This window comes from Streptomyces sp. NPDC090083, from assembly GCF_044747445.1.
In the GTDB taxonomy this organism is placed as follows: Bacteria; Actinomycetota; Actinomycetes; order Streptomycetales; family Streptomycetaceae; genus Streptomyces.
In genome coordinates this window covers 264,903-291,879 of the sequence record NZ_JBIVED010000012.1, presented here as the reverse complement: position 1 = coordinate 291,879, position 26,977 = coordinate 264,903, and the positions used below count along the sequence as shown (strand labels likewise).

The 26,977-nt window shown below is 71.6% G+C and carries 26 protein-coding genes; 11 read left to right on the top strand and 15 right to left on the bottom strand.

Features of this window, described 5'->3' with window-relative positions; all coding sequences use genetic code 11:
- Together ACIPTO_RS34810 and trpS are read left to right on the top strand one after the other, a co-directional pair.
- On the top strand, positions 1 to 271 hold a 271-nt coding region (locus ACIPTO_RS34810), incomplete at its 5' end, for a hypothetical protein (RefSeq protein WP_401198701.1).
- Positions 272 to 683: 412 nt separating this feature from the next.
- The gene (gene trpS / locus ACIPTO_RS34805) at positions 684 to 1,679 is read left to right on the top strand and encodes a tryptophan--tRNA ligase (RefSeq protein WP_401198699.1); all 996 of its coding nucleotides are present in this window, start codon (positions 684 to 686) and stop codon (positions 1,677 to 1,679) included.
- A gap of 41 nt (positions 1,680 to 1,720) precedes the next feature.
- On the opposite strand, the gene proC is transcribed toward trpS, so the two are convergent.
- From proC to ACIPTO_RS34775, 6 genes are all read right to left on the bottom strand, one after another.
- Positions 1,721 to 2,530, bottom strand: a complete 810-nt coding sequence (gene proC, locus ACIPTO_RS34800) for a pyrroline-5-carboxylate reductase (protein ID WP_366322174.1) — start codon at positions 2,528 to 2,530, stop codon at positions 1,721 to 1,723.
- 137 nt (positions 2,531 to 2,667) lie between these two features.
- Positions 2,668 to 3,492, bottom strand: coding sequence for an ABC transporter permease (locus ACIPTO_RS34795; protein WP_401198697.1), 825 nt, complete (start codon positions 3,490 to 3,492; stop codon positions 2,668 to 2,670).
- Positions 3,489 to 4,337 carry an ABC transporter ATP-binding protein gene (locus tag ACIPTO_RS34790; protein WP_366322178.1) on the bottom strand — a complete coding sequence of 283 codons (849 nt, stop codon included), beginning with the start codon at positions 4,335 to 4,337 and terminating at the stop codon, positions 3,489 to 3,491. The genes ACIPTO_RS34795 and ACIPTO_RS34790 overlap by 4 nt, the downstream gene beginning before the upstream one ends.
- An 83-nt stretch (positions 4,338 to 4,420) precedes the next feature.
- Positions 4,421 to 5,203 (bottom strand): class I SAM-dependent methyltransferase, encoded by a 783-nt coding sequence (locus tag ACIPTO_RS34785; RefSeq protein ID WP_401198694.1) that lies wholly within the window; start codon positions 5,201 to 5,203, stop codon positions 4,421 to 4,423.
- A gap of 149 nt (positions 5,204 to 5,352) precedes the next feature.
- On the bottom strand, positions 5,353 to 5,868 hold the full coding sequence (locus ACIPTO_RS34780) for an EamA/RhaT family transporter (protein ID WP_366322182.1): 516 nt from the start codon (positions 5,866 to 5,868) through the stop codon (positions 5,353 to 5,355).
- Positions 5,869 to 6,070: 202 nt separating this feature from the next.
- Positions 6,071 to 6,400, bottom strand: coding sequence for an SH3 domain-containing protein (locus ACIPTO_RS34775; RefSeq protein WP_366322184.1), 330 nt, complete (start codon positions 6,398 to 6,400; stop codon positions 6,071 to 6,073).
- Between the two features lie 182 nt (positions 6,401 to 6,582).
- On the opposite strand from ACIPTO_RS34775, the gene ACIPTO_RS34770 reads away from it, so the two are divergent.
- Entirely contained in the window at positions 6,583 to 8,676 is a 2,094-nt protein-coding gene (locus ACIPTO_RS34770) for a serine/threonine-protein kinase (protein WP_401198692.1), read from the top strand.
- A gap of 101 nt (positions 8,677 to 8,777) precedes the next feature.
- Here the strand turns inward: ACIPTO_RS34770 and ilvD are convergent, their stop codons facing one another.
- From ilvD to ACIPTO_RS34750, 4 genes are all read right to left on the bottom strand, one after another.
- Entirely contained in the window at positions 8,778 to 10,631 is a 1,854-nt protein-coding gene (gene ilvD, locus ACIPTO_RS34765; RefSeq protein WP_401198690.1) for a dihydroxy-acid dehydratase, read from the bottom strand.
- Between the two features lie 164 nt (positions 10,632 to 10,795).
- Positions 10,796 to 11,401 carry a TetR family transcriptional regulator gene (locus ACIPTO_RS34760; RefSeq protein ID WP_366322189.1) on the bottom strand — a complete coding sequence of 202 codons (606 nt, stop codon included), beginning with the start codon at positions 11,399 to 11,401 and terminating at the stop codon, positions 10,796 to 10,798.
- Positions 11,398 to 12,222, bottom strand: a complete 825-nt coding sequence (locus ACIPTO_RS34755; protein ID WP_366322191.1) for a sugar phosphate isomerase/epimerase — start codon at positions 12,220 to 12,222, stop codon at positions 11,398 to 11,400. Before ACIPTO_RS34755 ends, ACIPTO_RS34760 begins: the two co-directional genes overlap by 4 nt.
- A 382-nt stretch (positions 12,223 to 12,604) precedes the next feature.
- The gene (locus ACIPTO_RS34750) at positions 12,605 to 13,558 is read right to left on the bottom strand and encodes a Ppx/GppA phosphatase family protein (protein ID WP_366322193.1); all 954 of its coding nucleotides are present in this window, start codon (positions 13,556 to 13,558) and stop codon (positions 12,605 to 12,607) included.
- Between the two features lie 83 nt (positions 13,559 to 13,641).
- On the opposite strand from ACIPTO_RS34750, the gene ACIPTO_RS34745 reads away from it, so the two are divergent.
- Entirely contained in the window at positions 13,642 to 14,520 is an 879-nt protein-coding gene (locus ACIPTO_RS34745; protein ID WP_366322195.1) for a hypothetical protein, read from the top strand.
- Positions 14,521 to 14,535: 15 nt separating this feature from the next.
- Here ACIPTO_RS34745 and ACIPTO_RS34740 read toward each other — a convergent pair whose 3' ends face one another.
- Positions 14,536 to 16,236 (bottom strand): BACON domain-containing protein, encoded by a 1,701-nt coding sequence (locus ACIPTO_RS34740; protein ID WP_366322197.1) that lies wholly within the window; start codon positions 16,234 to 16,236, stop codon positions 14,536 to 14,538.
- Between the two features lie 198 nt (positions 16,237 to 16,434).
- Here ACIPTO_RS34740 and radA point away from each other — a divergent pair, with 198 nt between their 5' ends.
- Complete coding sequence (gene radA, locus ACIPTO_RS34735) at positions 16,435 to 17,844, top strand: DNA repair protein RadA (protein ID WP_366322199.1); 1,410 nt, start codon at positions 16,435 to 16,437, stop codon at positions 17,842 to 17,844.
- A gap of 137 nt (positions 17,845 to 17,981) precedes the next feature.
- Complete coding sequence (disA, locus tag ACIPTO_RS34730; protein ID WP_366322553.1) at positions 17,982 to 19,040, top strand: DNA integrity scanning diadenylate cyclase DisA; 1,059 nt, start codon at positions 17,982 to 17,984, stop codon at positions 19,038 to 19,040.
- Between the two features lie 182 nt (positions 19,041 to 19,222).
- Here the strand turns inward: disA and ACIPTO_RS34725 are convergent, their stop codons facing one another.
- Positions 19,223 to 20,062: a hypothetical protein gene (locus ACIPTO_RS34725; protein WP_366322201.1), complete on the bottom strand. Its 840-nt coding sequence runs from the start codon at positions 20,060 to 20,062 to the stop codon at positions 19,223 to 19,225.
- Between the two features lie 305 nt (positions 20,063 to 20,367).
- Here ACIPTO_RS34725 and ACIPTO_RS34720 point away from each other — a divergent pair, with 305 nt between their 5' ends.
- The 5 genes from ACIPTO_RS34720 to cseC all read left to right on the top strand — a co-directional run bounded on the left by ACIPTO_RS34720 (position 20,368) and on the right by cseC (position 25,029).
- Positions 20,368 to 21,306, top strand: coding sequence for an A/G-specific adenine glycosylase (locus ACIPTO_RS34720; RefSeq protein WP_366322203.1), 939 nt, complete (start codon positions 20,368 to 20,370; stop codon positions 21,304 to 21,306).
- Between the two features lie 300 nt (positions 21,307 to 21,606).
- Positions 21,607 to 22,146 (top strand): SigE family RNA polymerase sigma factor, encoded by a 540-nt coding sequence (locus ACIPTO_RS34715; protein WP_019064956.1) that lies wholly within the window; start codon positions 21,607 to 21,609, stop codon positions 22,144 to 22,146.
- Positions 22,134 to 22,823 carry a hypothetical protein gene (locus tag ACIPTO_RS34710; protein ID WP_401198686.1) on the top strand — a complete coding sequence of 230 codons (690 nt, stop codon included), beginning with the start codon at positions 22,134 to 22,136 and terminating at the stop codon, positions 22,821 to 22,823. Before ACIPTO_RS34715 ends, ACIPTO_RS34710 begins: the two co-directional genes overlap by 13 nt.
- A 146-nt stretch (positions 22,824 to 22,969) precedes the next feature.
- Positions 22,970 to 23,677, top strand: a complete 708-nt coding sequence (gene cseB, locus ACIPTO_RS34705; RefSeq protein ID WP_352184062.1) for a two-component system response regulator CseB — start codon at positions 22,970 to 22,972, stop codon at positions 23,675 to 23,677.
- A gap of 8 nt (positions 23,678 to 23,685) precedes the next feature.
- Positions 23,686 to 25,029: a two-component system sensor histidine kinase CseC gene (gene cseC, locus ACIPTO_RS34700; RefSeq protein WP_366322206.1), complete on the top strand. Its 1,344-nt coding sequence runs from the start codon at positions 23,686 to 23,688 to the stop codon at positions 25,027 to 25,029.
- A gap of 102 nt (positions 25,030 to 25,131) precedes the next feature.
- On the opposite strand, the gene ACIPTO_RS34695 is transcribed toward cseC, so the two are convergent.
- The 3 genes from ACIPTO_RS34695 to ACIPTO_RS34685 are packed head-to-tail and all read right to left on the bottom strand — an operon-like array spanning position 25,132 to position 26,902.
- Positions 25,132 to 25,998 (bottom strand): class I SAM-dependent methyltransferase, encoded by an 867-nt coding sequence (locus ACIPTO_RS34695; protein ID WP_401198683.1) that lies wholly within the window; start codon positions 25,996 to 25,998, stop codon positions 25,132 to 25,134.
- The gene (locus ACIPTO_RS34690; RefSeq protein WP_366322210.1) at positions 25,995 to 26,429 is read right to left on the bottom strand and encodes a VOC family protein; all 435 of its coding nucleotides are present in this window, start codon (positions 26,427 to 26,429) and stop codon (positions 25,995 to 25,997) included. The genes ACIPTO_RS34695 and ACIPTO_RS34690 overlap by 4 nt, the downstream gene beginning before the upstream one ends.
- Complete coding sequence (locus ACIPTO_RS34685; protein ID WP_366322557.1) at positions 26,426 to 26,902, bottom strand: helix-turn-helix transcriptional regulator; 477 nt, start codon at positions 26,900 to 26,902, stop codon at positions 26,426 to 26,428. Before ACIPTO_RS34685 ends, ACIPTO_RS34690 begins: the two co-directional genes overlap by 4 nt.
- Positions 26,903 to 26,977: the final 75 nt, after the last annotated feature.

The window sequence follows — 26,977 nt, the reverse complement described above, 5'->3', positions numbered from 1 at the left end:
TCTGGCGTTGATTTTTGGCACGCTGTTGAGTTCTCAAGGAACGGACGCTTCCTTTGTACTCACCCTCTCGGGCTTTCCTCCGGGCTTTTCCCTTCAGTCTTACGTTTCCGACTCTATCAGACCGTTTCCGGTTCCGATTTCCTCGGTGCTTTCCAGGTTTCCGCTTCCGCGTTTTCCTTTCCGGCGGTTCCGACTCTATCAGATCCTTTCGGGCCTGACTCCCAGTCAGAGGGGGCTGCCTTCCCGGCTGTTGGGCCGTTCCGACGAGTGAGACTTTAGCGGATTCCTGAGTCCCGAGCGAATCGGGGCGGTGCGTCCTTTCGAACGCGGATTCCTCATTTCGCGAATACGCATGCCAAAACAACGCGACGACGGATCGTCGATTGTCTGTAGGTACTTGCGGAATGGCTGTCCGGGGACCGACCGGGGTCGGCGCTCACGTCGGACAACTCGGAGAACACTACGTAGCTGGTGGGGGCGTGTCAACTCCGCTCCGGAGAGCTGTGCGGAGGCGTACCCTGTGTCACGTGACTACGCATACGTGCACCCAGCAGTGGTGGGCCGCCTGACGGCGGCCGTACTCACGTATGTACTCAACGGCCGCCGCCTCGGCGGCCGTTCGCGTTTCTCCCTCCAGAGGGTCGGCCGGCCGAGAGCGGCGGTCTCGACCAGGAGGTGGAGAGATGACACGGGTCTTCAGCGGGATCAAGCCGACCGGGCACCTGACGCTGGGGAACTACCTCGGCGCGATCCGGCGCTGGGTCGACGTGGATCAGCGACAGAGCGACGCGTTGTTCTGTGTGGTCGATCTGCACGCGCTGACCGTGGACCACGATCCGGCACGGGTGCGCAGGCTCAGTAGGCAGGCGGCGACGCTGTTGCTGGCGGCGGGGCTCGATCCCGAGCTGTGCACCGTGTTCGTACAGAGTCATGTGGACGAGCACGCGCGGCTGTCGTACGTCATGGAGTGTGTGGCGACCGACGGGGAGATGCGGCGGATGATCCAGTACAGGGAGAAGGCCGCGCGTGAGCGGGAGCGGGGCGGGAGTGTGCGGCTGTCGTTGCTGACGTATCCCGTGCTGATGGCGGCGGACATCCTGGCGTACGGGACGGACGAGGTGCCGGTCGGGGACGACCAGACGCAGCATGTGGAGCTGGCGCGGGATCTGGCGGTGCGGTTCAACCAGCGGTACGGGCACACGTTTGTCGTGCCTCGGGCGACCCGGCCGGGGGTGGCGGCTCGGGTGATGAACCTTCAGGAGCCGACGTCGAAGATGGGGAAGTCCGACGACTCCGGGCCGGGCATCGTCTATCTGCTGGACGAGCCCGAAGTCGTACGGAAGAAGATCATGCGGGCGGTGACCGACAGTGCGGCGGAGGTCGTCTACGACCGGGAGGCGCGGCCAGGAGTGGCCAATCTGCTGGAGATCCTGGCCGCCTGCGGAGGTGGGGACCCCGAGGACCTGAGCGGTGTGTACGAGTCGTACGGGACGTTGAAGAAGGACACGGCGGAGGCCGTGGTCGAGCTGCTCAGGCCCGTGCAGAAGAGGCACAAGGAGTTGTGCGCGGATCCCGCTCATGTGGAAGAGGTGCTGCGGGACGGAGCGGAGAAGGCGAGAGCGACGGCGAAGCCGATGGTCGACACCGCGTATCGAGCCATCGGGCTTCTGCCTGCGTAGCGGTGCGGTGCGGCCGGTCGGTTCACCGACCGGCTGAGCGGCTAGCTGTTTCCGGAGGCCAGTTCGCGGCTTCGGTCGCGGGCTGCCTCCAGGGCGGCGATGAGTGCGGCGCGCACACCGTGGTTCTCGAGTTCGCGGATGGCGTTGATCGTCGTGCCGGCGGGCGAGGTGACGTTCTCGCGGAGCTTCACCGGGTGCTCGCCGCTGTCGCGGAGCATGACGGCGGCGCCGATCGCGGACTGGACGATGAGGTCGTGGGCCTTGTCGCGCGGCAGGCCGAGCAGGATGCCGGCGTCCGTCATGGCTTCGACCAGGTAGAAGAAGTACGCCGGGCCGGAGCCGGACAGGGCGGTGCAGGCGTCCTGCTGGGACTCGGGGACGCGGAGCGTCTTTCCCACGGCGCCGAAGATCTCGTCGGCGTACGCGAGATGGGCCTCGGTGGCGTGGCTGCCGGCGGAGATGACGGACATGGCCTCGTCGACGAGGGCGGGGGTGTTCGTCATGACGCGGACGACAGGGGTGCCTGCGGTCAGGCGCTCCTCGAAGAAGGAGGTGGGGATGCCCGCGGCGCCGCTGATGATCAGGCGGTCGGCGGGGAGGTGGGGGGCGAGTTCGTCGAGGAGCGTGCCCATGTCCTGCGGCTTGACCGTGAGGATCAGGGTGTCGGCGGTCTTCGCGGCCTCCGGGTTGGTGACCGGGGTGACTCCGTGGCGGGTGCGGAGCTCTTCGGCGCGCTCGGGGCGGCGGGCGGTGACCAGCAGGTCGGCCGGGGCCCAGCCCGCCCGGATCATTCCGCTGAGCAGGGCTTCACCGATCTTGCCGGTGCCGAGGACTGCGACTTTCTGAGCCATGGCTTGGGGGTCCTCCCGGGGGTGTGTCGTCCGGGTTCATCCTCCCATCGGGGTCGGTGGTGCGGGGGCGGTGTCCGGTGGGCGGGATGCCCGGGGCGCGGGTGGGTGAGTTCGGTGGATGGGCTCAGTGGGTGGGCTCAGTGGGTGCGGCGGCGCAGGGTGGCCGCGCCGAGGGTGAGGACCAGGAGGGCGCAGCCGGCCACGATCAGTACGTCGCGGACGAAGGTGGTGGTCATGTCGGTGTGCTTGAGGATCTCGTTCATGCCGTCGACCGCGTAGGACATGGGGAGGACGTCGGAGAGGGCTTCCAGGGCGGGGTGCATGGTGGAGCGGGGCGTGAAGAGGCCGCAGAGGAGGAGTTGGGGGAAGATCACCGCCGGCATGAACTGGACGGCCTGGAATTCGGAGGCGGCGAAGGCCGAGACGAAGAGGCCGAGGGCGGTGCCGAGCAGGGCGTCGAGGAGGGCGACCAGGAGGAGGAGCCAGGGGCTGCCGGTGACGTCGAGGCCCAGGACCCAGACGGCGAGGCCGGTGGCCAGGGCGGACTGGATGATCGCGAGGATGCCGAAGGAGAGGGCGTAGCCGGCGATCAGGTCGCCCTTGCCGAGGGGCAGGGCGAGGAGGCGTTCGAGGGTGCCGGAGGTGCGTTCGCGCAGGGTGGCGATGGACGTGACCAGGAACATCGTGATGAGGGGGAAGATGCCGAGGAGTGAGGCGCCGATGCTGTCGAAGGTGCGCGGGCTGCCGTCGAAGACGTAGCGCAGCAGGAAGAGCATCACGCACGGGATGAGGATCAGCAGCGCGATCGTGCGGGGGTCGTGGCGGAGCTGGCGCAGGACTCGGGCCGCGGTGGCGGTGGTGCGGGATGCGCTGAGGGCGCGGGTGGGGGCCGGGGCGGGTGTGCGGGCGGGCGCCGTCGTCGTCGTAGCCGTGGCCGTGGTCGTGGCCGGGGTCGTGGTCATCGGGGCGTCTCCTTCTGGTGTGCGGTGGCTGTGGCCTCGTCGACCAGGTGCAGGAAGGCGGCTTCGACCGTGTCGGCGCCGGTGCTGGTGCGGAGGGCGTCCGGGGTGTCGTCGGCGAGGATCTCGCCCTCGCGCATCAGGAGGAGGCGGTGGCAGCGCTCGGCCTCGTCCATGACGTGGGAGGAGATGAGGAGGGTGGCGCCGCGGGAGGCGGCGATGTGGTGGAAGAGGGCCCAGAGGTCGCGGCGGAGGACGGGGTCGAGGCCGACGGTGGGTTCGTCGAGGACGAGGAGTTCCGGGGTGCCGAGGAGTGCCACGGCCAGGGAGACGCGGTTGCGCTGGCCGCCGGAGAGGTTGCCGGCGAGGGAGTCGGCGTGGGTGGTGAGGTCGACGTCGGTGATGGCGCGGGTGACGTCGTCGTGGCGGCGGGTGGCCGCGGCTCGGCCGGGGTCGAGGATCGCGGCGAAGTAGTCGAGGTTCTGACGGACCGTCAAGTCGTCGTAGACGGAGGGGGCTTGGGTGACGTAGCCGATGCGGGTGCGGAGGGTGGGGTGGCCTGCGGGGCGGCCGAGGACGTTCAGGGTGCCGGTGACTTTGGCCTGGGTGCCGACGATCGAGCGCATCAGGGTCGACTTGCCGCAGCCGGAGGGGCCCAGCAGGCCGGTGATCTGGCCGCGCGGGACGGTGAAGTCGAGGGCGCGCAGGACGGTGCGGGGGCCGCGGACGACGGTGAGGGCTTCGGCGTGGACGGCGGGTTCGTGGTGCGGGGAGGTGGGGGGTGGGGCGGGGGTCGTCCCGGGTTCCGTGTCCGGGGATGCCTTTGGGCCGGCGAGGTAATTCATCATGTGATGAATAATGCTCTCGCCGGATGCGGCCGTCAAGGAGGGTGAGGGGGTGCGGGGGCTCAGGGGGTCAAGGCGTCACGGCGTCACGGCGTGTGGGCGACGACGAGTTCCACCACGTAGGTCTCCTCCACCGTTCCGTCCGGGAACGTGGTGAGCAGGTGGTCGCGCTCCTCGGTGAGGAAGGCGTTCGTGCTTGCCTCGTCGTGGACCAGGAAGGCCGAGTGGCTGCCGATGTTGGCGAGATGGGTGTCGATCGGGACGCGGCGGCTCCAGCGGACCCTGCGGTGGGCGAAGTCGAGCCGGCCGGTGGGGTCGGCGAGGGCGGAGCGCAGGCCGCTGCCGTTCTGCTCGACGACGCGGTCGATGCCGAAGTGGAGCCTGATGCGTTCCGACTGCTCCGCGATCCAGGGGACGTCGACGGCGCCGGTGTTCCACCACAGGGCGAGTGCGCCGCCCGGGCGCAGGACGCGGAGCGCTTCCGGGACCGATCGCGTCGGGTCGGTCCAGTGCCAGGCCTGGGCGTAGGTGAGGAAGTCGAGGGAGTGGGTGGTCAGGGGGAGGGCGTTGCCGTTGCCCCGGACGATCGGGACGTCGGGGAGGGCGCGGCGGAACTGGGCCGCCATGCCGTCGCCGGGTTCGACCGCGATCACCTCGGCGCCTCGGGCGTGCAGCAGGGCCGTCGCGATGCCGGTACCCGCACCTACGTCCGCGACGCGGGCGCCGGTGAGGGGGCGGCCCGCGAGTTCCTCGACGGCGTCGAGGAGGGCAGGAGGGTAGGAGGGGCGGTTCTCGGCGTACTGGGCTGCGGCGGCGTTGAAGGAGTGGGCCCGGGCGGCCGGTGAGGGGGGATTCGGCGAAGTGGTCATACGGCCATGGTTACCGGGGTGGGTGCAGGGTGCAGGTGGATTTTGGTGAGAGATGGGGGTGGGGTTCGGCGGGGTTCCGCCCGGCCGGTGCGGAGTGGGCGTCACCGGCGTGCCGTGGCCCTCGGCGGTCGGGCGTGGTCGCCCGTGGGTCAGGGGCGGCGCTTCTTCGACGGGTTGCGGGTGCGGCGGGACGTGCGCTTTTCGTGTTGGGCCACTGCCGTCTCGTACTCCTGGCGGTGGAGCTTCTCGCCGGGGGCCTCGGTGAGGGAGCGGAAGAAGTACGCGAGGAGGGAGCCGACGAAGCCGATGGCCAGGAGGCCGCGGAGGGAGGCCTGGCGGTCGGGGTCGGGGCGCTTCCTGAAGGTTTCCCAGGTGTGGCCGAAGGCGAGAGCGCTGCAGATCGCGAACATCACGATGATGAGGAGGGTGACGAAGCCGCCGACGTTCGCGATCTGGATGCCCTGGTAGGCGAAGCGGAGGACCAGGCAGGCGGCGGCCGCGGCGACGAGGGAGCCGACGGCCGTTCCGATGCGGCGCGCGGTGTAGCCGTTGTCGTGGTTCACCCAGGTGGTGCCGTAGAAGCGGAGGGGTTCGGGGCGGGGGCCCGTGCCTCCGCCCGGGGTGCCCGCGGGGGTGTCCTGGGTGCCGGTCGTCTCGTCGTTCACGGGACGATTATGGCTCCGGGGGTGGGGATGGGCTCCGGTTGGGGCCGCCGGCGGGGCCGGGCGGCAGATCCTGTCGTAGGGAGCCGGCCTCTTGTACCTCTCCCCGCGCCTCGGCGGGTGCCGCCACCCGCGCTGATCGGGCTCCGTCGGTTTCCCGGGACCCGATCAGCGCGGACCAGCGGACTACTGGTGCGGGGTGTGGTCAGGAGCAGCGGGGGCGGACGTAGCCGTCGCTGCCGGTGTGGACGTACGCGTCGGAGACGTACTCGCCGTCGTCGATGTTGTCCCAGATGTTCGTCGTGCCGTAGTAGCCCGACACCGTGGTGCCCGGCGTCTGGCAGTAGATCGGGACCTGGGAGCCCTCGGCCAGGACGCGGACGATGGTGTAGCCGGTGCCGGGGCCGCTGCGGACGTTGACGCGGGTGCCGGGTGCGATCGAGTAGTAGTGCAGGGCCGTCGTCGAGGCCGCCGCCGTGGTGACGGCCTCCGCCGCGCCTTCGTCCTCGACCTCACCCATACGGTCAACAGACATGAAAAACCTCCCCCGTTGGACCCCATGACTGCCATGGGGTCCCGTTCATTCCCTTAAAACACGCCCTGAAACATATGTGCTCGCACCGCACTCGGAGGCTGGCGAGCCACCTCTGTCCCGTCAGGGTCATCGACTAGGCTCCGTGCGTCGCGCGCGCGGACGATCAGCACGGGGGTGGTTCCATGGCGCCACAGCGCAACACCGGAGCGGGCGCGGAAGCGGAACTTCCCGAGTACGCCGGTCACTACCGGCTGGAGTCCTGCCTGGGGTCCGGCGGCATGGGCGTGGTGCATCTGGCACAGAGCACCTCCGGGATGAAGGTCGCGGTGAAGGTCGTCCACGCGGAGTTCGCCCAGGACCCCGAGTTCAGAGGGCGGTTCCGGCAGGAGGTGGCGGCGGCCCGGCGGGTGAGCGGGGCGTTCACCGCGCCGGTGGTGGATGCCGACCCGGAGGCCGAGCGGCCCTGGATGGCCACGTCGTTCATCCCCGGGCCGACCCTGTCCGAGCATGTGAAGCGGAACGGTCCCATGGCGCCCGGGGAGTTGCGCCGGCTGATGGCGGGACTGGCCGAGGCCCTGCGGGACATCCACCGGGTGGGCGTCGTGCACCGGGACCTCAAGCCGAGCAACGTGCTGCTCGCCGAGGACGGTCCGAAGGTCATCGACTTCGGTATCTCCAGACCGAAGGACAGCGAACTGCGCACCGAGACGGGCAAGTTGATCGGTACGCCGCCGTTCATGGCGCCGGAGCAGTTCCGGCGGCCCCGTGAGGTCGGGCCGGCCGCCGACATCTTCGCGCTCGGGTCCGTGCTGGTGCACGCGGCGACGGGGCGCGGGCCGTTCGACTCCGACAGCCCGTACGTCGTCGCCTACCAAGTCGTGCATGACGAGCCGGACCTGACCGGGCTGCCGGACAACCTCGCGCCGCTGGTGCTGCGTTGTCTCGCCAAGGAGCCCGAGGACCGGCCCACGCCCGACGAGCTGATGCGTGAACTGCGGTCCGTGTCGGCCTCGTACGACACGCAGGCGTACATACCGGCACAGCGCACGAGTGTCGCGCCCGTGCCGGAGCCTCCTGAGGAGGGGTCCGAGTCCCGGCGTGGGCGGTGGCTGGGCAGGCGGTTCGCGCTGGGGGCGGGAGCGCTCGGGCTGGCCGCGATCGGCACGGTCGCCTCGCTCCAGTTGTCCGACGCCGGCGACTCCGTGGCGAAGAGCAGCACACCGCGCACCACGCCCAGCAGCGGCTTCGGCGAGTGGCAGGCGACACCGATGTCCACGAAGAGCACGCCCCAATGCTCGTACGGGGCAGGGAAGTTGCTCTGCGCGCAGCCCGGAGTGGTGTTCGCCCTGGACCCGTCCGACGGCCGTGTGCTGTGGCGGCACTCCGTCGCGACGACGCACCGGAACGGGCCGCCGGTCCTGTCGGGCGGTCTGGTGCAGCCCTCGCTGGACAGCGGTCGGCGCCTGGAGGCTCTCGATCCCGCCACGGGCAGGGCGCGTTGGGAGAAGACCGTCCCCGCGTACACCGGACTCGCGGACGCGGGTGGCATGCTCCTGCTCACCCACGCGGACGGGACGGTCACGGGTGTGGACGGCGCGACGGGCGACACGAGGTGGAGCCACCGGATCCCGGGTCAACAGGCCCCCTACTTCACGTCGTTCACCGGGGACTCGTCGGCGTACGCGACGAACACCTCGGAGGACGGGACGAGGACCCGGGTGACGGCGGTCGATCCCGCCACGGGCGCGGTGCGCTGGGACGCGCGGCTCAAGGGGACGCTGAAGCCCGTCGGTTCGGCGGGCGGGTCCGTCTGCCTGCTCTCCGTCGACAGCGTCTACGGCGCGACGGAGGCCGTGGTCCGCTACAGCCCGGACAGCGGTGCCTCGCGGCGCGTGACGCTGCCCGTGCGGGTCGACCAGGCCCACGGGACCGTCCGCGGGGACGTCGTCTACCTCATGGGAGCGGGCGGCTCGCTGAGCGCGGTGGACATGGCCGCGCGGAAGCAGGTGTGGAGTCTGGAGACGGCCGTGGCACGGGCTTCCGCTCCGGTCGCGGACGGGCGGCAGGTGTATGTCACCTCAGGGGACGGGCGGTTGCTCGCGGTGGACGCCCGCGCGGGACGGCTCGTCGGGCAGACTCCGGCGCGCCTCGACGCCAACTCCGGCCGGATCAGCGCGGCGCTGCCCGAACCCGTCCTGGCGGAGGGCCATGTGTACGCCGCCGCCCCCGACGGCACCGTCTTCGCAGTCGACTCCCGTACTCCGGGCGCCTGGTAGCCGTCGCAGGTCCGGCAAGGCGAAGGGCCGCCCCTTCAGGGAAGGGACGGCCCGAAGACGAACGCACCACGGGGCCACCGGAGTTGCGGCCCCGGCGGAGGTCAGCCCAGCTTGCTGATGTCGCGCACCGCGCCGCGGTCCGCGCTGGTGGCCATCGCCGCGTAGGCCCGCAGTGCCGCCGACACCTTGCGCTCGCGCTGCTTCGGGGCGTAGCGGCCGTCCAGGGCTGCTTCGCGGCGGGCCAACTCCGCGTCGTCGACGAGGAGTTCGATCGAGCGGTTCGGGATGTCGATGCGGATGCGGTCGCCGTTCTCGACGAGGGCGATCGTGCCGCCGGAGGCCGCCTCGGGGGACGCGTGGCCGATGGAGAGGCCCGAAGTGCCGCCGGAGAAACGGCCGTCGGTGACGAGGGCGCAGGTCTTGCCGAGGCCGCGGCCCTTGAGGAAGGACGTCGGGTAGAGCATCTCCTGCATGCCGGGGCCGCCCTTGGGGCCCTCGTAGCGGATGACGACGACATCGCCGTGCGTCACCTGTTTGTTGAGGATCTTCTCGACCGCTTCTTCCTGCGACTCGCAGACGACCGCCGGGCCCTCGAAGGTCCAGATGGACTCGTCGACGCCGGCCGTCTTCACGACGCAGCCGTCGACGGCGAGGTTGCCCTTGAGGACCGCGAGGCCGCCGTCCTTGGAGTACGCGTGCTCGGCGGAGCGGATGCAGCCCTCGGCCGCGTCCTCGTCCAGCGCCTCCCAGCGTTCCGACTGGGAGAAGGCCTCGGCCGAGCGGACGCAGCCGGGGGCCGCGTGCCACAGCTCCACGGCCTCGGGCGACGGGGAGCCGCCGCGCACGTCCCACGTCTTCAGCCAGTCCGCCAGGGACGGGCTGTGGACGGAGTGGACGTCCTCGTTCAGCAGGCCCGCGCGGTGCAGCTCGCCCAGCAGGGCCGGGATTCCGCCCGCGCGGTGGACGTCCTCCATGTAGTACGTGCGGTTCTTCGCGACGTTCGGGGCGACCTTCGCGAGGCACGGGACGCGGCGCGAGACGGCGTTGATCTCGTCCAGGCCGAACGGGACCTCCGCCTCCTGCGCGGCGGCGAGGAGGTGCAGGATCGTGTTGGTGGAGCCGCCCATCGCGATGTCGAGGGCCATGGCGTTCTCGAAGGCCGCGAAGGTGGCGACGTTGCGCGGCAGGACCGTCTCGTCGTCCTGCTCGTAGTAGCGGCGGGTGATGTCCATGACCGTGCGGGCCGCGTCCTGGTACAGGCCCTTGCGGGCCGTGTGGGTCGCGAGGACCGAGCCGTTGCCGGGGAGGGAGAGGCCGATCGCCTCCGTCAGGCAGTTCATCGAGTTGGCGGTGAACATGCCGGAACAGGAGCCGCAGGTCGGACAGGCGTTCTCCTCGATACGGAGGATGTCCTCGTCCGAGATCTTGTCGTTCACCGCGTCCGAGATCGCGTCGACGAGGTCCAGGGTGCGGACCGTGCCGTCGACGAGCGTGGCGCGGCCGGACTCCATCGGGCCGCCGGAGACGAAGACCGTCGGGATGTTCAGCCGCAGGGCGGCGTTCAGCATGCCCGGGGTGATCTTGTCGCAGTTGGAGATGCAGACCAGGGCGTCGGCGCAGTGCGCCTCGACCATGTACTCGACCGAGTCGGCGATCAGGTCGCGCGAGGGCAGGCTGTAGAGCATGCCGCCGTGGCCCATCGCGATGCCGTCGTCCACCGCGATGGTGTTGAACTCGCGCGGGATGCCGCCGGCCTCGGTGATCGCCTCGCTGACGATCCGGCCGACGGGCTGGAGGTGGGTGTGGCCGGGCACGAACTCGGTGAAGCTGTTCGCCACCGCGATGATCGGCTTCCGGCCGATGTCCGCACCGGGTACACCGGAGGCGCGCATAAGGGCGCGTGCGCCCGCCATGTTGCGGCCGTGGGTGACTGTGCGGGACCTCAGCTCGGGCATCGTCGCTCGCTCCTTCAGACAGATAGGGCTGCTATTGAGCGTACGCCGGTCATCCAGGGGTCGGACACGGTGTCCGCATCGCGGGACGCCTGTCTCGGGGAACCGGCGCGAAAGTCACCCCACGGCCGCCCGGGGACGGCCACGCCGTCCCGCAGGCAGTGGCCTCACGGCCCCGTCAGATGCCCCTGCACCACCGGGGCCAGCCTCGCGATGATCTGCTCCGGGTCCGCCGAGGCCAGCGGTTCCACCTTGATCACGTAGCGCAGCATCGCCGTACCGACGAGCTGGGCCGCGGCCAGTTCGGCGCGCAGGTGCGCGTCCGGCTGGTCGAGCTGCGCGGCGACCCGGCCCAGCACCTGGGAGACGACGAGCCGGCGGAAGACGGCCGCGGCGGCCTCGTTGTTGACGGCGGACCGGACGACCGCGAGCAGCGGCTTGCGGGTGGCGGGGTTCTCCCAGACGCCGAAGATGAAGCGGGTCAGCCGCTCGCCGACGCCGTCCAACGGCCCTTCGGCGACCGCCTCGGGCGCGTTCGTGGCCGGGGCGAAGGCGACCTCGACCGACGCCTCGAAAACCTGCTCCTTGGTACCGAAGTAGTGGTGCACGAGCGCCGAGTCGACCCCGGCGGCCTTGGCGATGCCGCGCACGGATGTCTTCTCGTACCCCCGCTCGGAGAACTCCTCGCGGGCCGCGGCCAGGATGCGGTCGCGGGTGTCGGCGGACTCCGTACGAGGGGGCCGGCCCCGGCGCCTGGCGGTGGCGTCGGTCACCGCCGTGGCACTTTCACGGCCGAGGCCAGATGCAGCCGTGTGAAGGCGAGCGCCTCCGCGAGGTCGGCCTCGCGTTCGGCGCTGGACATGGCGCGCCGGGTGTTGACCTCGATGACGACATGCCCGTCGAAGCCGGTCGTCGCGAGCCGCTCCAGCAGCTCGGCGCAGGGCTGGGTGCCGCGGCCGGGGACGAGGTGCTCGTCCTTGTTGGAGCCGTTGCCGTCGGCGAGATGGACATGGCCGAGCCGGTCGCCCATGCGCTCGATCATCCCGGTCGCGTCGGAGCGGGCGGTCGCGGTGTGGCTGAGGTCGATCGTGAAGTGCCGGTAGTCCTCGTTCGTCACGTCCCAGTCGGGGGCGTAGGCGAGCATCTCGCGGTCGCGGTAGCGCCACGGGTACATGTTCTCCACGGCGAACCGCACATCCGTCTCGTCCGCCATCCGCCAGATCCCGCTGACGAAATCGCGCGCGTACTGGCGCTGCCAGCGGAACGGCGGATGCACCACGACCGTGCTCGCGCCGAGCTTCTCCGCGGCCACCTGGGCGCGCTGGAGCTTGATCCACGGGTCGGTGGACCACACCCGCTGCGTGATGAGCAGGCAGGGGGCGTGGACGGCGAGGATCGGGACCTGGTGGTAGTCGCTGAGTCTGCGCAGCGCCTCGATGTCCTGGCTGACCGGGTCGGTCCACACCATGACCTCGACGCCGTCGTAGCCGAGGCGCGCGGCGATCTCGAAGGCCGTCGCCGTCGACTCCGGATACACGGACGCCGTGGACAGCGCGACCTTCGCATCCGGGATGCGCACGACTGGTTCTGCCACGGAGGACAGACTACGGGGCGGTGCTTTGCGCGGGGGAGCCGGTCGCTGTGCGCGCGCTGTGCGGGAGGCGGCAACCGGCCAAGTCCGGCGAGCGGCCGTGTGGTGGCGATCCTTCATGCGGCTCTGATACGTCACGTACCGGGTCGGCGTTCAGTACGCGCGCGTGGGGCCGGCGTTCGGATGTTCAGTCGCGTGCGTTCGGTACGCGCGTTCGGTACGGGGTTCCGGGCGGGTTCCGGTGGGGGCACGCGTGCGTACGGCATGCACAGCGGGCACACGCGCGTGCGTCACGAACGGCACCTCGGGCACGGCATCTCGGGCAGGGCACCTCACGCCCGCCCCGCAGCCGCGCGCTCCCGCCCCGACGCCCCCTGAGCCGCCGCTACGCCTCCCCGCCGCCGCCCCTGCGCGACGGCAGCTGATCCAGCCGTCGCAGGATCACGCCCTCGCGCAGCGCCCAGGGACAGACCTCCAGCGTCTCGACGCCGAACAGGTCCATCGCCCCCTCGGCCACCATCGCGCCCGCGATGAGCTGTTCGGCGCGGCCCTCGGAGACGCCGGGGAGGAGGGCACGCCGGGCGGTGGTCATGCCGGCCAGGCGCGGGACCCACGACTCCAGGGAGCCGCGCTTCAGCTCCCGTTGGACGTAGAGGCCGTCGGCGGAGCGGGCGGCGCCGGCCAGGCGGGCGAGCTGCTTGAAGGTCTTCGACGTGGCGACGACGTGGTCGGGGGCGCCGAACCGGCTGAACTCCCCCACCGTGCGGGCGATCTGGGCGCGCACATGGCGGCGCAGGGCCCTTATCGCGTCCGGTTCCGGCGGGTCGCCCGGCAGCCAGGCGGCGGTGAGGCGGCCCGCGCCGAGGGGCAGGGAGACGGCCGCGTCGGGTTCCTCGTCGATGCCGTAGGCGATCTCCAGGGAGCCGCCGCCGATGTCGAGGACGAGGAGCTTGCCCGCGGACCAGCCGAACCAGCGGCGGGCGGCGAGGAAGGTGAGCCGGGCCTCCTCCGCGCCGGTGAGGACCTGGAGCTCGACGCCGGTCTCGCTCTGCACGCGCGCGAGGACGTCGTCGGCGTTGCTGGCCTCGCGGACGGCGGAGGTGGCGAACGGGAGGAGTTCCTCGACGCCCTTGTCCTCGGCGGCCTGCAGCGCCTCCTGGACGACGCCGACGAGTTTGTCGACCCCTTCGGGGCCGATCGCGCCGTCCTCGTCGAGGAGTTGGGCAAGGCGCAGTTCCACCTTGTGCGAGTGCGCGGGCAGCGGGCGCGCGCCGGGGTGTGCGTCCACCACCAGCAGATGCACCGTGTTCGATCCCACGTCGAGGACACCGAGTCTCATGTACGGAACGCTACTGCCACCTGCACCTACCCAGGTCCTCGGAGCGGTGTCTCGGGCCGCCTCGGGCGACTTACCCTGGACGCGTGCCAAAGACGAAAAAGGCGAAGACCGACAAGGCGGCCAAATCACCCGGCGACTCTTCGCCGGTGACGTCGGCCAGGCCCCCGAAGCCGTCGAAGAAGGCCCTGAAAGCCGACGAGAAGGGGCTCGACTTCGCGCGGGCGTGGGTGGAGTTCCCGGATCCCGCGGACGACGAGCAGCTGTTCCGCTGCGATCTGACCTGGCTGACCTCTCGCTGGAACTGCGTCTTCGGAAGCGGCTGCCAGGGCATCCAGGCGGGCCGCGCGGACGACGGGTGCTGCACCCTGGGCGCGCACTTCTCCGACAAGGACGACGAGAAGCGGGTCGCCGGGCATGTGGCGAGGCTCACGCCCGACATCTGGCAGCACCACGACGAGGGCGTGGAGAACGGCTGGATCTCCAAGGACGAGGACGGCGACCGCCAGACGCGTCCCTTCCAGGGCTCGTGCATCTTCCAGAACCGCCCCGGTTTCGCCGGCGGCGCGGGCTGCTCGCTGCACATCCTGGCCGTCAAGGAGGGCCGCGAGCCCCTGGAGACCAAGCCGGACGTCTGCTGGCAGCTCCCGGTCCGGCGGACCTACGAGTGGATCGACCGCCCGGACGACACGCGCGTCCTCCAGGTGTCGATCGGTGAGTACGACCGCAGGGGCTGGGGTCCCGGCGGCCACGACCTGCACTGGTGGTGCACGTCGGCGACCTCGGCGCACGGCGCGGGCGACCCGGTCTACGTGTCCTACGGCCCGGAGCTGACCGAACTGATGGGCAAGGCCGGCTACGACCGCCTGGTCGAGCTCTGCGAGGAGCGCCTCGCCTCCCGGCTCCCGCTGCTGGCACCGCACCCGGCGGACCCGGTCCAGCATCCGGCGGACCCGGTCCCCTAGGGCCGCTACGACCCTCTACGACGTCCCCGGGCTCGGGTCGTCGCTGTCGCCGGGCGGTGGTGTCGAGCCGCCCGGGTCGCTGGGGGACGAGCCCGTGGGCGTCGGGGTCGGGGTCGGGGAGGCCGGCGGGTCGCTCGGGGTGGGGTCGGTGGGCGCGCTGCTCGTGGGCGTCGGGTCCGGACTGGACGACGAGGGCGGGTCGCCGGGGTCCGTGGGGCCCGACGGGTCGGTCGGGTCCGTCGGGGCGGGCGCGCTGCCGTAGCCGTCGATCGAGACGACGGCGCCCGCCGGGGAGACGGCCACGCGCGCGGTCCAGTGGCCGGAGGGCTCGCGCAGGTGGTCGACGTACACCTTGATCGTCAACGAGTCGCCCGGGGCGAGGGTTCCCGAGGACCGGCTGAAGTAGAGCCAGGGTGCGGTGGTGGTCGCGGACCAGCGGACCGGGGCCTGGCCGGACGCGGTGAGGGTGATCAGGGTGGTGTCACCGCTGTTGGCGGCCGAGACGGCGAGCCGGCCCGCGCCCTTCCCGTCGGCGCCGGTGACGCTGATGACCTCCACGGAGACGTCGTTCTTGCCGCCCTTGCCGCGGCGGGGGCCGGTGGTGTCGTTGCCGGTGTTCTCGTAGCCGCCGCTCGCGGCCTCGCCCTCCAGGCTGCCGGACCCGTGCTGTTCGCTCGCGGTGGCGGGCCTGCCGTCGACGCCCTCGCCGGTCGGGGTGCCCCGGTAGGCGGCCCACAGGGCGAGGACCGGGGCCGCGATCACGGTGGCGACGACGGTCGTCGTGACGGCACGCGCGCGGAGACGGTCCCGCCGGGCGGCGCGGTCCTTCGGGTCCATCGGGAATCCGCGCCGGTCGAAGCGCGGTGCGGCGGCTCCACGCGCGCGTGGCAGGTGTGCCATGGCGACGTGCAGGGCCGCGCGGGGCGCCTCCAGGACGGGCAGTTCGGCGGGCGTGACACTGGCGCCCGGCCAGGCGCCGGGGATCGCGCGCTCGGCGGTGCGGCGGCAGTGCGGGCAGTCGTCGACGTGCCGGACCAGTTCGCGGCGCAGCGCGCTGCTCAGCACGAGCTGGTGGTCACCGGTGAGGCGGGCGACGCTCGGGCAGCTCCCGGTCTCCACGACGGCCAGGGCGGCACGCGTGCGTTCCACCTCGCAGGCGGCGGCCGCCAGCAGCTCCCGTGCCCCGGCGAGGTCCATGCCCAGGACGGCGGCGACCTCGTGGGCGGCGAGCCGGTGGCGTACGGCGAGTTCGAGTGCCTCGCGCTGCTCGGGGGTGGTACCGGCGGCCTCCGGCCAGGCGAGCTGGGCGAGTTCGCGGCGCCGCTGGTCCTTCAGCTCCTCGGAGAGAGACGGTTCTTCCGCCTCGGTGCGTCCCACCGCGTGCGTGCCCTGACGTTTCTGCCTGGCCTCGGCGAGCTTGCGCAGACAGGACCAGCGGGCCAGCGCGTACAGCCAGGCGCGGCGGTCACCGGCGGTCTCCGGCGCGCGGGCGCCCCGGCGTTCGGCGAGCGCGAGCACGTCCCCCAGGGCGGCGGTCGCCGCGTCGTGGTCGCAGAGCACGGACAGGCAGTACGTGAACAGGCCGTCCAGATACGGCTCGTAGCGCGCGGGCGGACGCTGCGCCAGCGTGCGCGCCGCCCCGCGGTCACGCGCCTCCCGATGCGCCCGGTGTGCGCCGGTGGTGCGGGTCGAGGTCTCCGGACTGCTGCTCATCACCCGTGCGACCGTAGGCGGCCGGTGATGCCCCCTTCCGCCCCCTTGAGCACTTTTAATCCGTACGGGTGAAACGATCCCTCAAAAGGGGACCGGCATCCTGACCTCCCTGACTCGTTCCCGGCGGGCGGTGGCCGGATACCGCGGGCGCGCGGCCCGACCGCCGACCGCGTTGTCAGTGGCGGCGGTTACGGTTCACGCATGGCTGCCCGTACGAAGACCACCAAGGACCGACCGTCCTACCGCTGCACCGAGTGCGGCTGGCAGACGGCCAAGTGGCTCGGCCGCTGCTCCGAGTGCCAGGCCTGGGGCACCGTCGAGGAGTACGGCGCGCCCGCGGTCCGCACCACCGCCCCCGGCCGCGTCACCACCTCCGCCGTCCCGATCGGCCAGGTCGACGGCCGTACGGCCACCGCGCGCTCGACCGGCGTGCCCGAGCTGGACCGCGTCCTCGGCGGCGGCCTGGTCCCCGGAGCGGTCGTCCTCGTCGCGGGCGAACCGGGCGTGGGGAAGTCGACGCTGCTCCTCGACGTGGCGGCGAAGTCGGCGACCGACGAGCACCGCACGCTCTACGTCACCGGCGAGGAGTCGGCGAGCCAGGTCCGGCTGCGCGCCGACCGCATCAAGGCGATCGACGACCACCTGTATCTCGCCGCCGAGACCGATCTCGCCACGATCCTCGGCCACTTGGACGCGGTGAAGCCCTCCCTGCTGATCCTCGACTCCGTGCAGACGGTGGCCTCCCCGGAGATCGACGGCGCCCCCGGAGGCATGGCCCAGGTCCGCGAGGTGGCCGGCGCGCTGATCCGCGCCTCCAAGGAGCGCGGCATGTCCACCCTCCTGGTCGGCCACGTCACCAAGGACGGCGCGATCGCGGGCCCCCGCCTCCTGGAGCACCTGGTGGACGTGGTCCTGTCCTTCGAGGGCGACCGCCACGCCCGCCTCCGTCTCGTACGGGGCGTCAAGAACCGCTACGGCACGACCGACGAGGTCGGCTGCTTCGAGCTGCACGACGAGGGCATCACGGGCCTGGCCGACCCCAGCGGCCTGTTCCTGACCCGCCGCGCGGAGCCGGTCCCCGGCACCTGTCTGACTGTCACCCTGGAGGGCCGCCGCCCCCTGGTCGCCGAGGTCCAGGCGCTCACGGTCGACTCCCAGATCCCCTCCCCCCGGCGCACCACCTCGGGCCTGGAGACCTCCCGCGTCTCGATGATGCTCGCGGTGCTGGAGCAGCGCGGCAGGATCAGCGCCCTGGGCAAGCGGGACATCTACTCGGCGACGGTGGGCGGGGTGAAGCTCTCCGAGCCTGCCGCGGATCTGGCCATCGCGCTCGCCCTGGCCTCGGCGGCGAGCGACACCCCCCTCCCCAAGAACCTGGTGGCGATCGGCGAAGTGGGCCTCGCGGGCGAGGTCAGACGGGTCACCGGCGTCCAGCGCAGGCTCTCCGAGGCACACCGTCTGGGCTTCACGCACGCCCTCGTCCCGAGCGACCCGGGCAAGATCCCGGCGGGCATGAAGGTCATCGAAGTGGCCGACATAGGAGACGCTCTCCGGGTCCTTCCGCGCTCCCGTAAGCGAGAGGCCCCACGGGACGACGAGGACCGCCGGTAGACTTTGCCCTGGTCTCGCCCGTCCGTACGAAGAGAGCGCGCGGAAACGGGAGCACCGGAAACACCTGCGACCGGAGGAGTGCAGTGGCAGCCAACGACCGGGCGTCAGCTCCCGGAAAGTCCGGCGGCGATGGCCTGATGCGCGCCTCACTGAGCGCCGTGGCCCCCGGCACGGCCCTGCGCGACGGCCTGGAGCGCATCCTCCGCGGCAACACGGGCGGCCTCATCGTGCTCGGTTCCGACAAGACCGTCGAAGCCATGTGCACGGGCGGCTTCATCCTGGACGTCGAGTTCACGGCCACGCGCCTGCGCGAACTGTGCAAGCTCGACGGCGGCATCGTAGTGTCGTCCGACCTCTCCAAGATCCTGCGGGCGGGCGTCCAGCTGGTCCCCGACCCGGACATCCCCACCGAGGAGACCGGCACCCGCCACCGCACGGCGGACCGCGTCAGCAAACAGGTCGCCTTCCCGGTGGTCTCGGTCTCCCAGTCCATGCGCCTGATCGCCCTCTACGTGGACGGCCAGCGCCGTGTCCTGGAGGACTCGGCGGCGATCCTGTCCCGCGCCAACCAGGCCCTGGCGACGCTGGAGCGCTACAAACTCCGCCTGGACGAGGTGGCGGGCACGCTGTCGGCGCTGGAGATCGAGGACCTGGTGACGGTCCGGGACGTCTCCGCGGTGGTGCAGCGCCTGGAGATGGTCCGGCTGATCGCCACCGAAATCGCCGAGTACGTAGTGGAGTTGGGCACGGACGGCCGCCTGCTCGCCCTCCAGCTGGAGGAGTTGATCGCGGGCGTGGAGCCGGAGCGCGAACTCGTCGTACGCGACTACGTCCCCGAGCCCACGGCCAAACGATCCCGCACGGTGCACGAGGCGCTCGCCGAACTCGACGCCCTCTCCCACGCGGAACTCCTCGAACTCCCCACCGTGGCCCGCGCATTGGGCTACACCGGCTCTCCCGAGGCCCTCGACTCGGCGGTCTCCCCCAGGGGCTTCCGCCTGCTGGCCAAGGTCCCGCGCCTCCCCGGCGCGATCATCGACCGCCTGGTCGAGCACTTCGGCGGCCTGCAGAAGCTCCTGGCGGCGAGCGTCGACGACCTGCAGACGGTCGACGGCGTGGGCGAGGCGCGGGCCCGCAGCGTCCGCGAGGGCCTCTCCCGCCTGGCGGAGTCCTCGATCCTCGAACGCTACGTCTGACCCGACCGCCGCGGATCACCTGCCCCGGCAGCAGTCTGCCGCTCGGGCCGGCTCACTCCTGACGGCTCGGCTCAGCGCGCCCGTGACGGCACGGCTCGACCACCGCCCGATCACGCGGCCCAACTGCCCCTGGCGGCTTGGCCGGTGGACCCTGTCCCGGACCCAGGACCCTGGGGCCTGTCCTAGTCGCTGGCCAGGACGAACGAGGTCTGCGCCTTGGTGAAGCCGGAGGCCTCCGCCTCCACCAGATAGGTCCCGGCCCCGGCCGAACCGGCGGGCGGGGTCGCGCACTGAGGGGCACTCGGCTTGCGGTCCCACTTCAGGGTGTACGTGACGCTGCTCCCGGCGGACACGCGGTAGAACACGCTCGCGGAGTTCTTCGGGCAGTCGGCCGAGGACCAGAAGTCGGCCGCGCCGCCCGCCTCCGTGATCGTCAACACCGCGCTCTTGGGCCCGAGATCGACCTTGCAGTCGCTGCCGGAGGAGTTCTTGGCGGTCAGCACGAAGGTCGGGGTCTGATCGGGCGAGTACGAGTTGTGCAGGCTCCGCAGACTCAACCGCACAGCGCTGCCGGTGCAGTTGGGCAGTGTCGAGTCGGCGGGGACCGTGGTACCCGTGCTGCTGACGCCAGTTGACGACCCGCCGGATCCGCCGGAACCGCCGGTCCCACCGGAACCGCTGCCGCCGCCGTCACCCGATCCGGCGCCGGACCCGTCCCCGGACCCGCCGGAACCCGATCCGTCCCCGCTGCCGCCGCCGGAGCCGCCACCGCTCGACTCGTCGCGCCCGCCCGGGTGTTGACTGATCGCGGGACCCGATCCCGACGGGCCCGCGGTGATCGTGGGCGCGGGAGTCTTGCCGTTCTTGTCGCCGTCCGCACCGTTCTTGCCGCCACCGCCACCCGAGGTGACGATCCAGGTGATCAGCAGTGCCAACAGGGCGACCGCGGACACCATGAGGACCCTCCGTCGCCAATAGATGGAGGAGGGAAGCGGCCCGACCGGATTGCGCAGAGATCCCACGGCCCAAACTGTACGAGAGATCGGCGGGTTACCTCGCCCCACCCGCCGCCCCAGCCCCAACTTTTCCGGATCATCATCCCGGCAACCCCGCCTGGAACCGGCCGGGATGGACCAAAGGGCCGAACCCGCCGACGCGCGGGCAGGGGTGCGGGCGCGCGGGCGGAGGGGGCTCGGGCGCGCGGGGCAAGGGGGCTCGGGCGCGTGGGCGGGAGACGGGGGCGTACGCCGCGCGGCCGATCGTCGTACCACCTCCCCCGCGGGCAAAGCACCGCAACCCCGCACGGCCATGGCAGGATCGGTAGGCCATGACTGCGCCCACGAAACCCCCGCACAGCAGCCCCTCCGACGGCCCCGCCCAGGGAGCCTCCCTCCACGCCCCGGTCATCGACTGGTTCGAGGAGAACGCCCGCGACCTCCCCTGGCGGCGCCCCGACGCCGGCCCCTGGGGCGTGATGGTCAGCGAGTTCATGCTCCAGCAGACGCCGGTCAGCCGGGTCCTCCCGGTCTACGAGCAGTGGCTCGCCCGCTGGCCCCGCCCCGCCGACCTCGCCCAGGACGCCCCCGGCGAGGCCGTCCGCGCCTGGGGCCGGCTCGGCTATCCGCGCCGCGCGCTGCGGCTGCACGGCGCCGCCACCGCCATAACGGAACGGCACGGCGGCGACGTCCCCACCGACCACGCACAGCTCCTCGCGCTCCCGGGCATCGGCGAGTACACGGCCGCCGCCGTCGCCTCCTTCGCCTACGGCCAGCGCCACGCCGTCCTCGACACCAACGTCCGCCGGGTCTTCGCGCGCGCGGTCACCGGCGTCCAGTACCCCCCGAACGCCACCACGGCCGCCGAACGCAAGCTCGCGCGCGCCCTCCTTCCCCCGGACGAGCCGACCGCCGCCCGCTGGGCCGCCGCGTCCATGGAACTCGGCGCACTGGTCTGCACCGCGAAGAACGAGACCTGCCACCGCTGCCCGATCTCCGCCCAGTGCGCCTGGAACCTCGCGGGCAAGCCGGAGCACGACGGTCCGGCCCGCCGCGGCCAGACGTACGCCGGCACGGACCGCCAGGTGCGCGGCAAGCTCCTCGCCGTACTCCGTGAGGCCGCGGCCGACAGCCCCGTGCCGCAGTCGGCGCTCGACCGGGTGTGGCACGAGCCGGTGCAGCGGGCCAGGGCACTGGACGGTCTGGTGTCGGACGGCTTGGTGGAGCCCCTCCCGGACGGCTTCTACCGGCTGCCCGCGGCCCGCACCTGACGCTGGGTCAATTCACAGACCCGCGTCCCACCCCGGCGAACATCACAGCCCACACCCAGCTCTCGTCACACTCCCACGGGTCCCAAACCACCCCATAACTGGACCAAGCACCTCGCCCCCTTACCCCGGACCTACTTCCGTTACACAACCGACGGACAGCCGAGCGCTCTCCGCAGGCTGCTCCGCACAGTGCCGTGACAACCGCTCCGTAGCTTCCTTTGTGTGCCGCAGACCGGCGGGACGGCAGCAGAGGACAACCGGCAGCAGGCGGGTCGGAAACGGGGATGGAGGCGGTTGATCATGGCGCAGGGCGAGGTGCTCGAATTCGAGGAGTACGTGCGCACCCGGCAGGACGCGCTGCTGCGCAGCGCCCGCCGGCTGGTGCCGGACCCCGTCGACGCCCAGGACCTGCTCCAGACGGCGCTGGTACGGACGTACGGCCGCTGGGAGACCATCGAGGACAAGCGTCTCGCGGACGCCTACCTGCGCCGGGTCATGATCAACACGCGGACCGAGTGGTGGCGGGCCCGCAAGCTGGAGGAGGTGCCCACCGAGCAGCTGCCGGACGCGAGCGTCGACGACGCGACCGAACAGCACGCGGACCGGGCGCTTCTTATGGACATCATGAAAGTTCTCGCTCCGAAGCAGCGCAGTGTGGTCGTCCTGCGACACTGGGAGCAGATGTCCACCGAAGAGACGGCCGCCGCCCTGGGCATGTCGGCCGGTACGGTCAAGAGCACGCTGCACCGGGCGCTCGCCCGGCTCCGGGAGGAGCTGGAGGCCCGCGACCTGGACGCACGCGCGCTGGAGCGTGAGGAGCGGGAGCGTTGCGCGGCCTGAGCGACGACACGCCTGGGCCCGGCCCGAGCCACACCCCCGGGCCCGGGCGGGTGCGCGGGAGCCTGGAGGCGGCGCTCACGGCGATGGCCGTGCTCGCCGCCCTCGCCCTTTTGGTGTCCGGCTGCGCCACGGGCGGCACCGGCGCGCGTGACGAGGGACCGGCGCACTCCGACTCGGTGGCGGGGGCCGCCCAGGCGGCGACGCCCTCGCCGTCCGCGACCGTCGACGACCATGTGAACGCGGTCAAGCTCGTCATGGACGACCCGAAGGTCTCGACGGCGGTCAAGCACGAGCTGAAACCGTGCGTCGCCGACGAGTACGCGGTCGACGTGTCGTACGGCATGCTGACCGGCGGCACCGCGAACGACGTCGTCGTCAACGTGATGACCTGCGGCGATGCGGTGGGGATCGGCTCGTACGTGTACCGCGAGACCGGTGGCGCGTACGAGAACGTGTTCAAGGCCGAGGAACCCCCGGTCTACGCGGAGATAGACCGCGGCGATCTCGTCATCACCAAGCAGGTGTACGAGAAGGGCGACCCGGTGTCGAGTCCGTCCGGCGAGAATGTGATCACGTACCGCTGGACCTCGGGCCGTTTCGTGCAGGAGTACAGCACGCACAACGAGTACAGCAACGCGGTCGGGGGCGACGCCTCGCCCGTCCCCGGCAAGAACTGACCCGACCGGAATCGACCACTGGCGGAACCGGACCGGTCACGACCGAACCGATCGGGCCCGCCGATCCGATCCTTCAGTGAACGTGGACGCCCCTCCGGGCGTCCCATGCTTGAGAACGACCCCACACGAGGACTGAGAGCACCGGGATGGCAGACCAGACCCACGTCCTGTTCGTCGAGGACGACGACGTCATCCGCGAGGCCACCCAACTCGCCCTGGAGCGGGACGGTTTCGTGGTGACCGCGATGCCCGACGGACTGTCGGGCCTGGAGGCGTTCCGGGCCGACCGCCCCGACATCGCGCTGCTCGACGTGATGGTCCCGGGCCTGGACGGCGTGAGCCTGTGCCGCCGCATCCGGGACGAGTCGACGGTTCCGGTGATCATGCTGTCGGCGCGCGCGGACTCGATCGACGTGGTGCTCGGCCTGGAGGCCGGCGCCGACGACTACGTCACCAAACCCTTCGACGGCGCCGTCCTGGTCGCCCGCATCCGTGCCGTGCTGCGCCGCTTCGGACACGCGAGCGGCGGCGACCGTACGGCGGACGCCGACGCGGCGCCGGTCGCCGGCGGGGTGCTGACCTTCGGGGACCTGGAGATCGACACCGAGGGCATGGAGGTGCGCCGGGCCGGGCAGCCGGTGGCCCTGACGCCGACCGAGATGCGGCTGCTGCTGGAGTTCTCCTCGGCGCCGGGCACGGTGCTGTCCCGGGACAAGCTCCTGGAGCGGGTGTGGGACTACGGCTGGGGCGGAGACACCCGGGTCGTGGACGTCCATGTGCAGCGGCTGCGGACGAAGATCGGCCAGGACCGGATCGAGACGGTCCGCGGCTTCGGCTACAAGTTGAAGGCCTGAGCAGGGGTATGCGGGGGAATTCACAGCGCAGGATGCCGTCGTTCAGGGACAGAGCGAGCATCCGTACCGGCCTGCGATGGAAGCTCAGCGCGGCCATCGCCCTGGTCGGCACACTGGTCGCGATCGCGCTCAGCCTGGTCGTGCACAACGCGGCCCGGGTCTCGATGCTGGACAACGCGCGTGACCTCGCGGACGAACGCGTCCAGATCGCGCAGCGCAACTACGAACTGTCCGGGCGGCCCAACTTCCCCAGCATCAAGATCGACGACCCGAACCTGCCGCCGGCCCTGCGCCAGAAGGTCCTGGAGGGCAGGCGGGCGACCTATGTCACCGACCGGCCGAACGGTGTGCCGGACATCTGGGCGGCCGTACCGCTCAAGGACGGCCATGTGATGTCCCTGCACACCGGGTTCACCGACCGGAGCACCGACATCCTCAAGGACCTCGACCAGGCCCTGGTGATCGGCTCGATCGCGGCCGTACTCGGCGGCAGCGCGCTCGGTGTGCTGATCGGCGGCCAGCTCTCGCGCCGGCTGCGGAAGGCCGCGGCGGCGGCGAACCAGGTCGCCAAGGGTGAGACGGACGTGCGGGTGCGGGACGCGATCGGCGGGGTCGTACGGGACGAGACCGACGACCTCGCGCGCGCGGTGGACGCCATGACGGACGCGCTGCAGCAGCGGCTGGAGGCGGAGCGCCGGGTCACGGCGGACATCGCGCACGAGCTGCGGACCCCGGTGACGGGCCTGCTGACGGCGGCCGAACTGCTGCCTCCCGGCCGCCCGACCGAACTGGTCCTGGACCGGGCGAAGGCGATGCGCACGCTCGTCGAGGACGTGCTGGAGGTCGCCCGGCTCGACGGGGCCTCCGAGCGGGCCGAGTTGCAGGACCTCATGCTGGGCGAGTTCGTGAGCCGCCGGGTCATGGCGAAGGACCCGGACGCGGTGGTGCACGTCGTGCACGAGTCGGAGGTCACCACCGATCCCCGCCGTCTGGAGCGCGTCCTGTTCAACCTCCTCGCCAACGCGGCCCGGCACGGCAAGCCGCCGATCGAGGTCTCCGTCGAGGGCCGGGTCATCCGCGTCCGCGACCACGGCCCCGGCTTCCCCGAGGAACTCCTCGCGGAGGGCCCGAGCCGCTTCCGCACCGGCAGCAAGGACCGCGCGGGCCACGGCCACGGCCTGGGCCTCACCATCGCCGCCGGCCAGGCCCGTGTCCTGGGCGCCCGCCTCACCTTCCGCAACGTACGGCCCGCGTGGGCGGCGGACCACATCCCGGCGGAGGGGGCGGTGGCGGTGCTGTGGCTGCCGGAGCACGCGCCCACGAGTACGGGGAGTTATCCGATGCTGCCGTAGGGGCGGTGCGGGGCGGGAGTGCGGTACGGGGTGCGGTCACGGGTAGGGGCCGCAGGCCGCGGTCCCGGTGTGGCTCGGGGCGGGGCCCGGAGTTCTGCCCCCTCACCTGCCCGCCACCATCACCTCCTCCCCCCGGGACGGCATCGACCCGTCCCCCGCTCCCCGGAAATACCGCTCCGCGAGCTCCGCCGCCGTCACATGCCGGGTCTCCCGGAATCCGCAGTCGCGGCCCAGCTCCAGCATCTGTTCCGGGGTGAAGAAGCTCAGGAAGGGTGTCCCGGCGGCACGTGCTCCTCGTACCGCCACGTCCAACTGCGCGCGCTGCTCCGGCTCGACGTCGTCCACCGGGCGCAGGAACGTGGTGACCAGGGTGGAGCCCGGGGCGAGGGTGGCGACCCGGCGGAACATGGTGGTGACGGCGTCGAGGGTGAGGTACATCGTCACACCGGTCGCGGCGACCACGGCGGGACGCTCGGTGTCGAGACCGGCGGCGGACAGCCGGCCCCACCAGTCGCCCTCGAAGTCCACCGGCACGAAGCGCAGCCAGTCCGGGACGGCGTATCCCAACTCGGCCAGCCGCCGCCGCTTCCAGGCCTGCGTGCCGGGCCGCTCGACCTCGAACACCCGGAGTTTTCCGCCCAGTTCGGGCCGCCGCTGGGCGAAGGTGTCGAGACCGGCGCCGAGGACGACGTACTGGTCGACCCCACGGCCCGCCTGCTCCTCCACCACGTCCTCGACGAACCGGGCCCGCGCCACGATCGACGCCCGCACCCGGCGCGTGGCCTCGACGTCCATGTCGGGACGCTCCCGCCAGTCGTCCCCGGGGTCGGCCAGCGCCAGTCCGACCTCGTCCTCGATGACGTGCGGCGGCGGGTCGGCCCGGACGTGCAGGGCCCGCCACAGGGCGACCCGCACCGCCGTGTGGTCCGGCTCGGCCTCGGCCACGTCCATCGCCCGCTCCGGGCTCATCCGAAGTCCTTGGAGAAGTCCAGCTCCGCGCGGCGCTCGGTCAGCGAGTACCAGTTGCCGCTGTCGTCGCGGAAGATCGCCTCGATGCCGTACGGCCGCTCGGTCGGCTCCTGGAGGAACTCGACGCCCCGCGCCGCGAAGGTCGCGTGGTCACCGCGGCAGTCGTCGGTGGTGAACGCCCCCGCCCCCACCGCCCCCTTGGCGACCAGCTTCTTCAGCGCCTCGGCGGACTCGGGGTCGAGGCCCGGCCCGTCCAGGCTCATCAGGGTGAGGGCGACGGCGGGCTGGTTCTTGGCGCCCACGGTGACCCACCGCATGTCGCCCATCGAGATCTCGTCGCGGATCTCGAAGTCGAGCTTCTCCGTGAAGAAGGCTTTGGTGCGCTGCTGGTCGAAGGTCCACACGGTGGCGATGCCCAGGCCCTGGATCATGTCTCCGCACTCCTGTCGGACGAGTCGGGTGAGGGTGCTTCCTGTTCATCACCGTAGGCAGGGCGGGCGGCGCGACGCTTCTTCAAAGTTGCGCTGGGGAAACCGCCGGCCCACAGCATCGCGTAGCACCCCGGGATGAGCGCGGCCCCGCGGCCCACGTGCCTGGTCCGGTACTCGCTCGGCGTCAGCCCGGTCCGCGCCTTGAACCGCGCCGAGAACGTGCCGAGGCTGCTGAAGCCGACCAGATGGCAGATCTCGGTCACCGAGAGATCGGCGCTCCGCAGCATCTCCTCGGCCCGCTCGATCCGCCGGTGCGTCAGATACTGCCCGGGTGTCTCCCCGTAGGCCTCCTTGAAGGCCCGCAGGAAGTGATACCGCGAGTACCCGGCATGCGCGGCCACCCCGCCAAGATCCAGCGTCGGCTCGGCCCAGTCCCGGTCCATGACGTCCTTGGCAAGCCGCAACTGCCGCATCTTGTCCATGCCCCGATGGTGACACCCACCACTGACAACGCCCCCGCCGAGCGCGCACCGGCCGCGCCCCCGGGA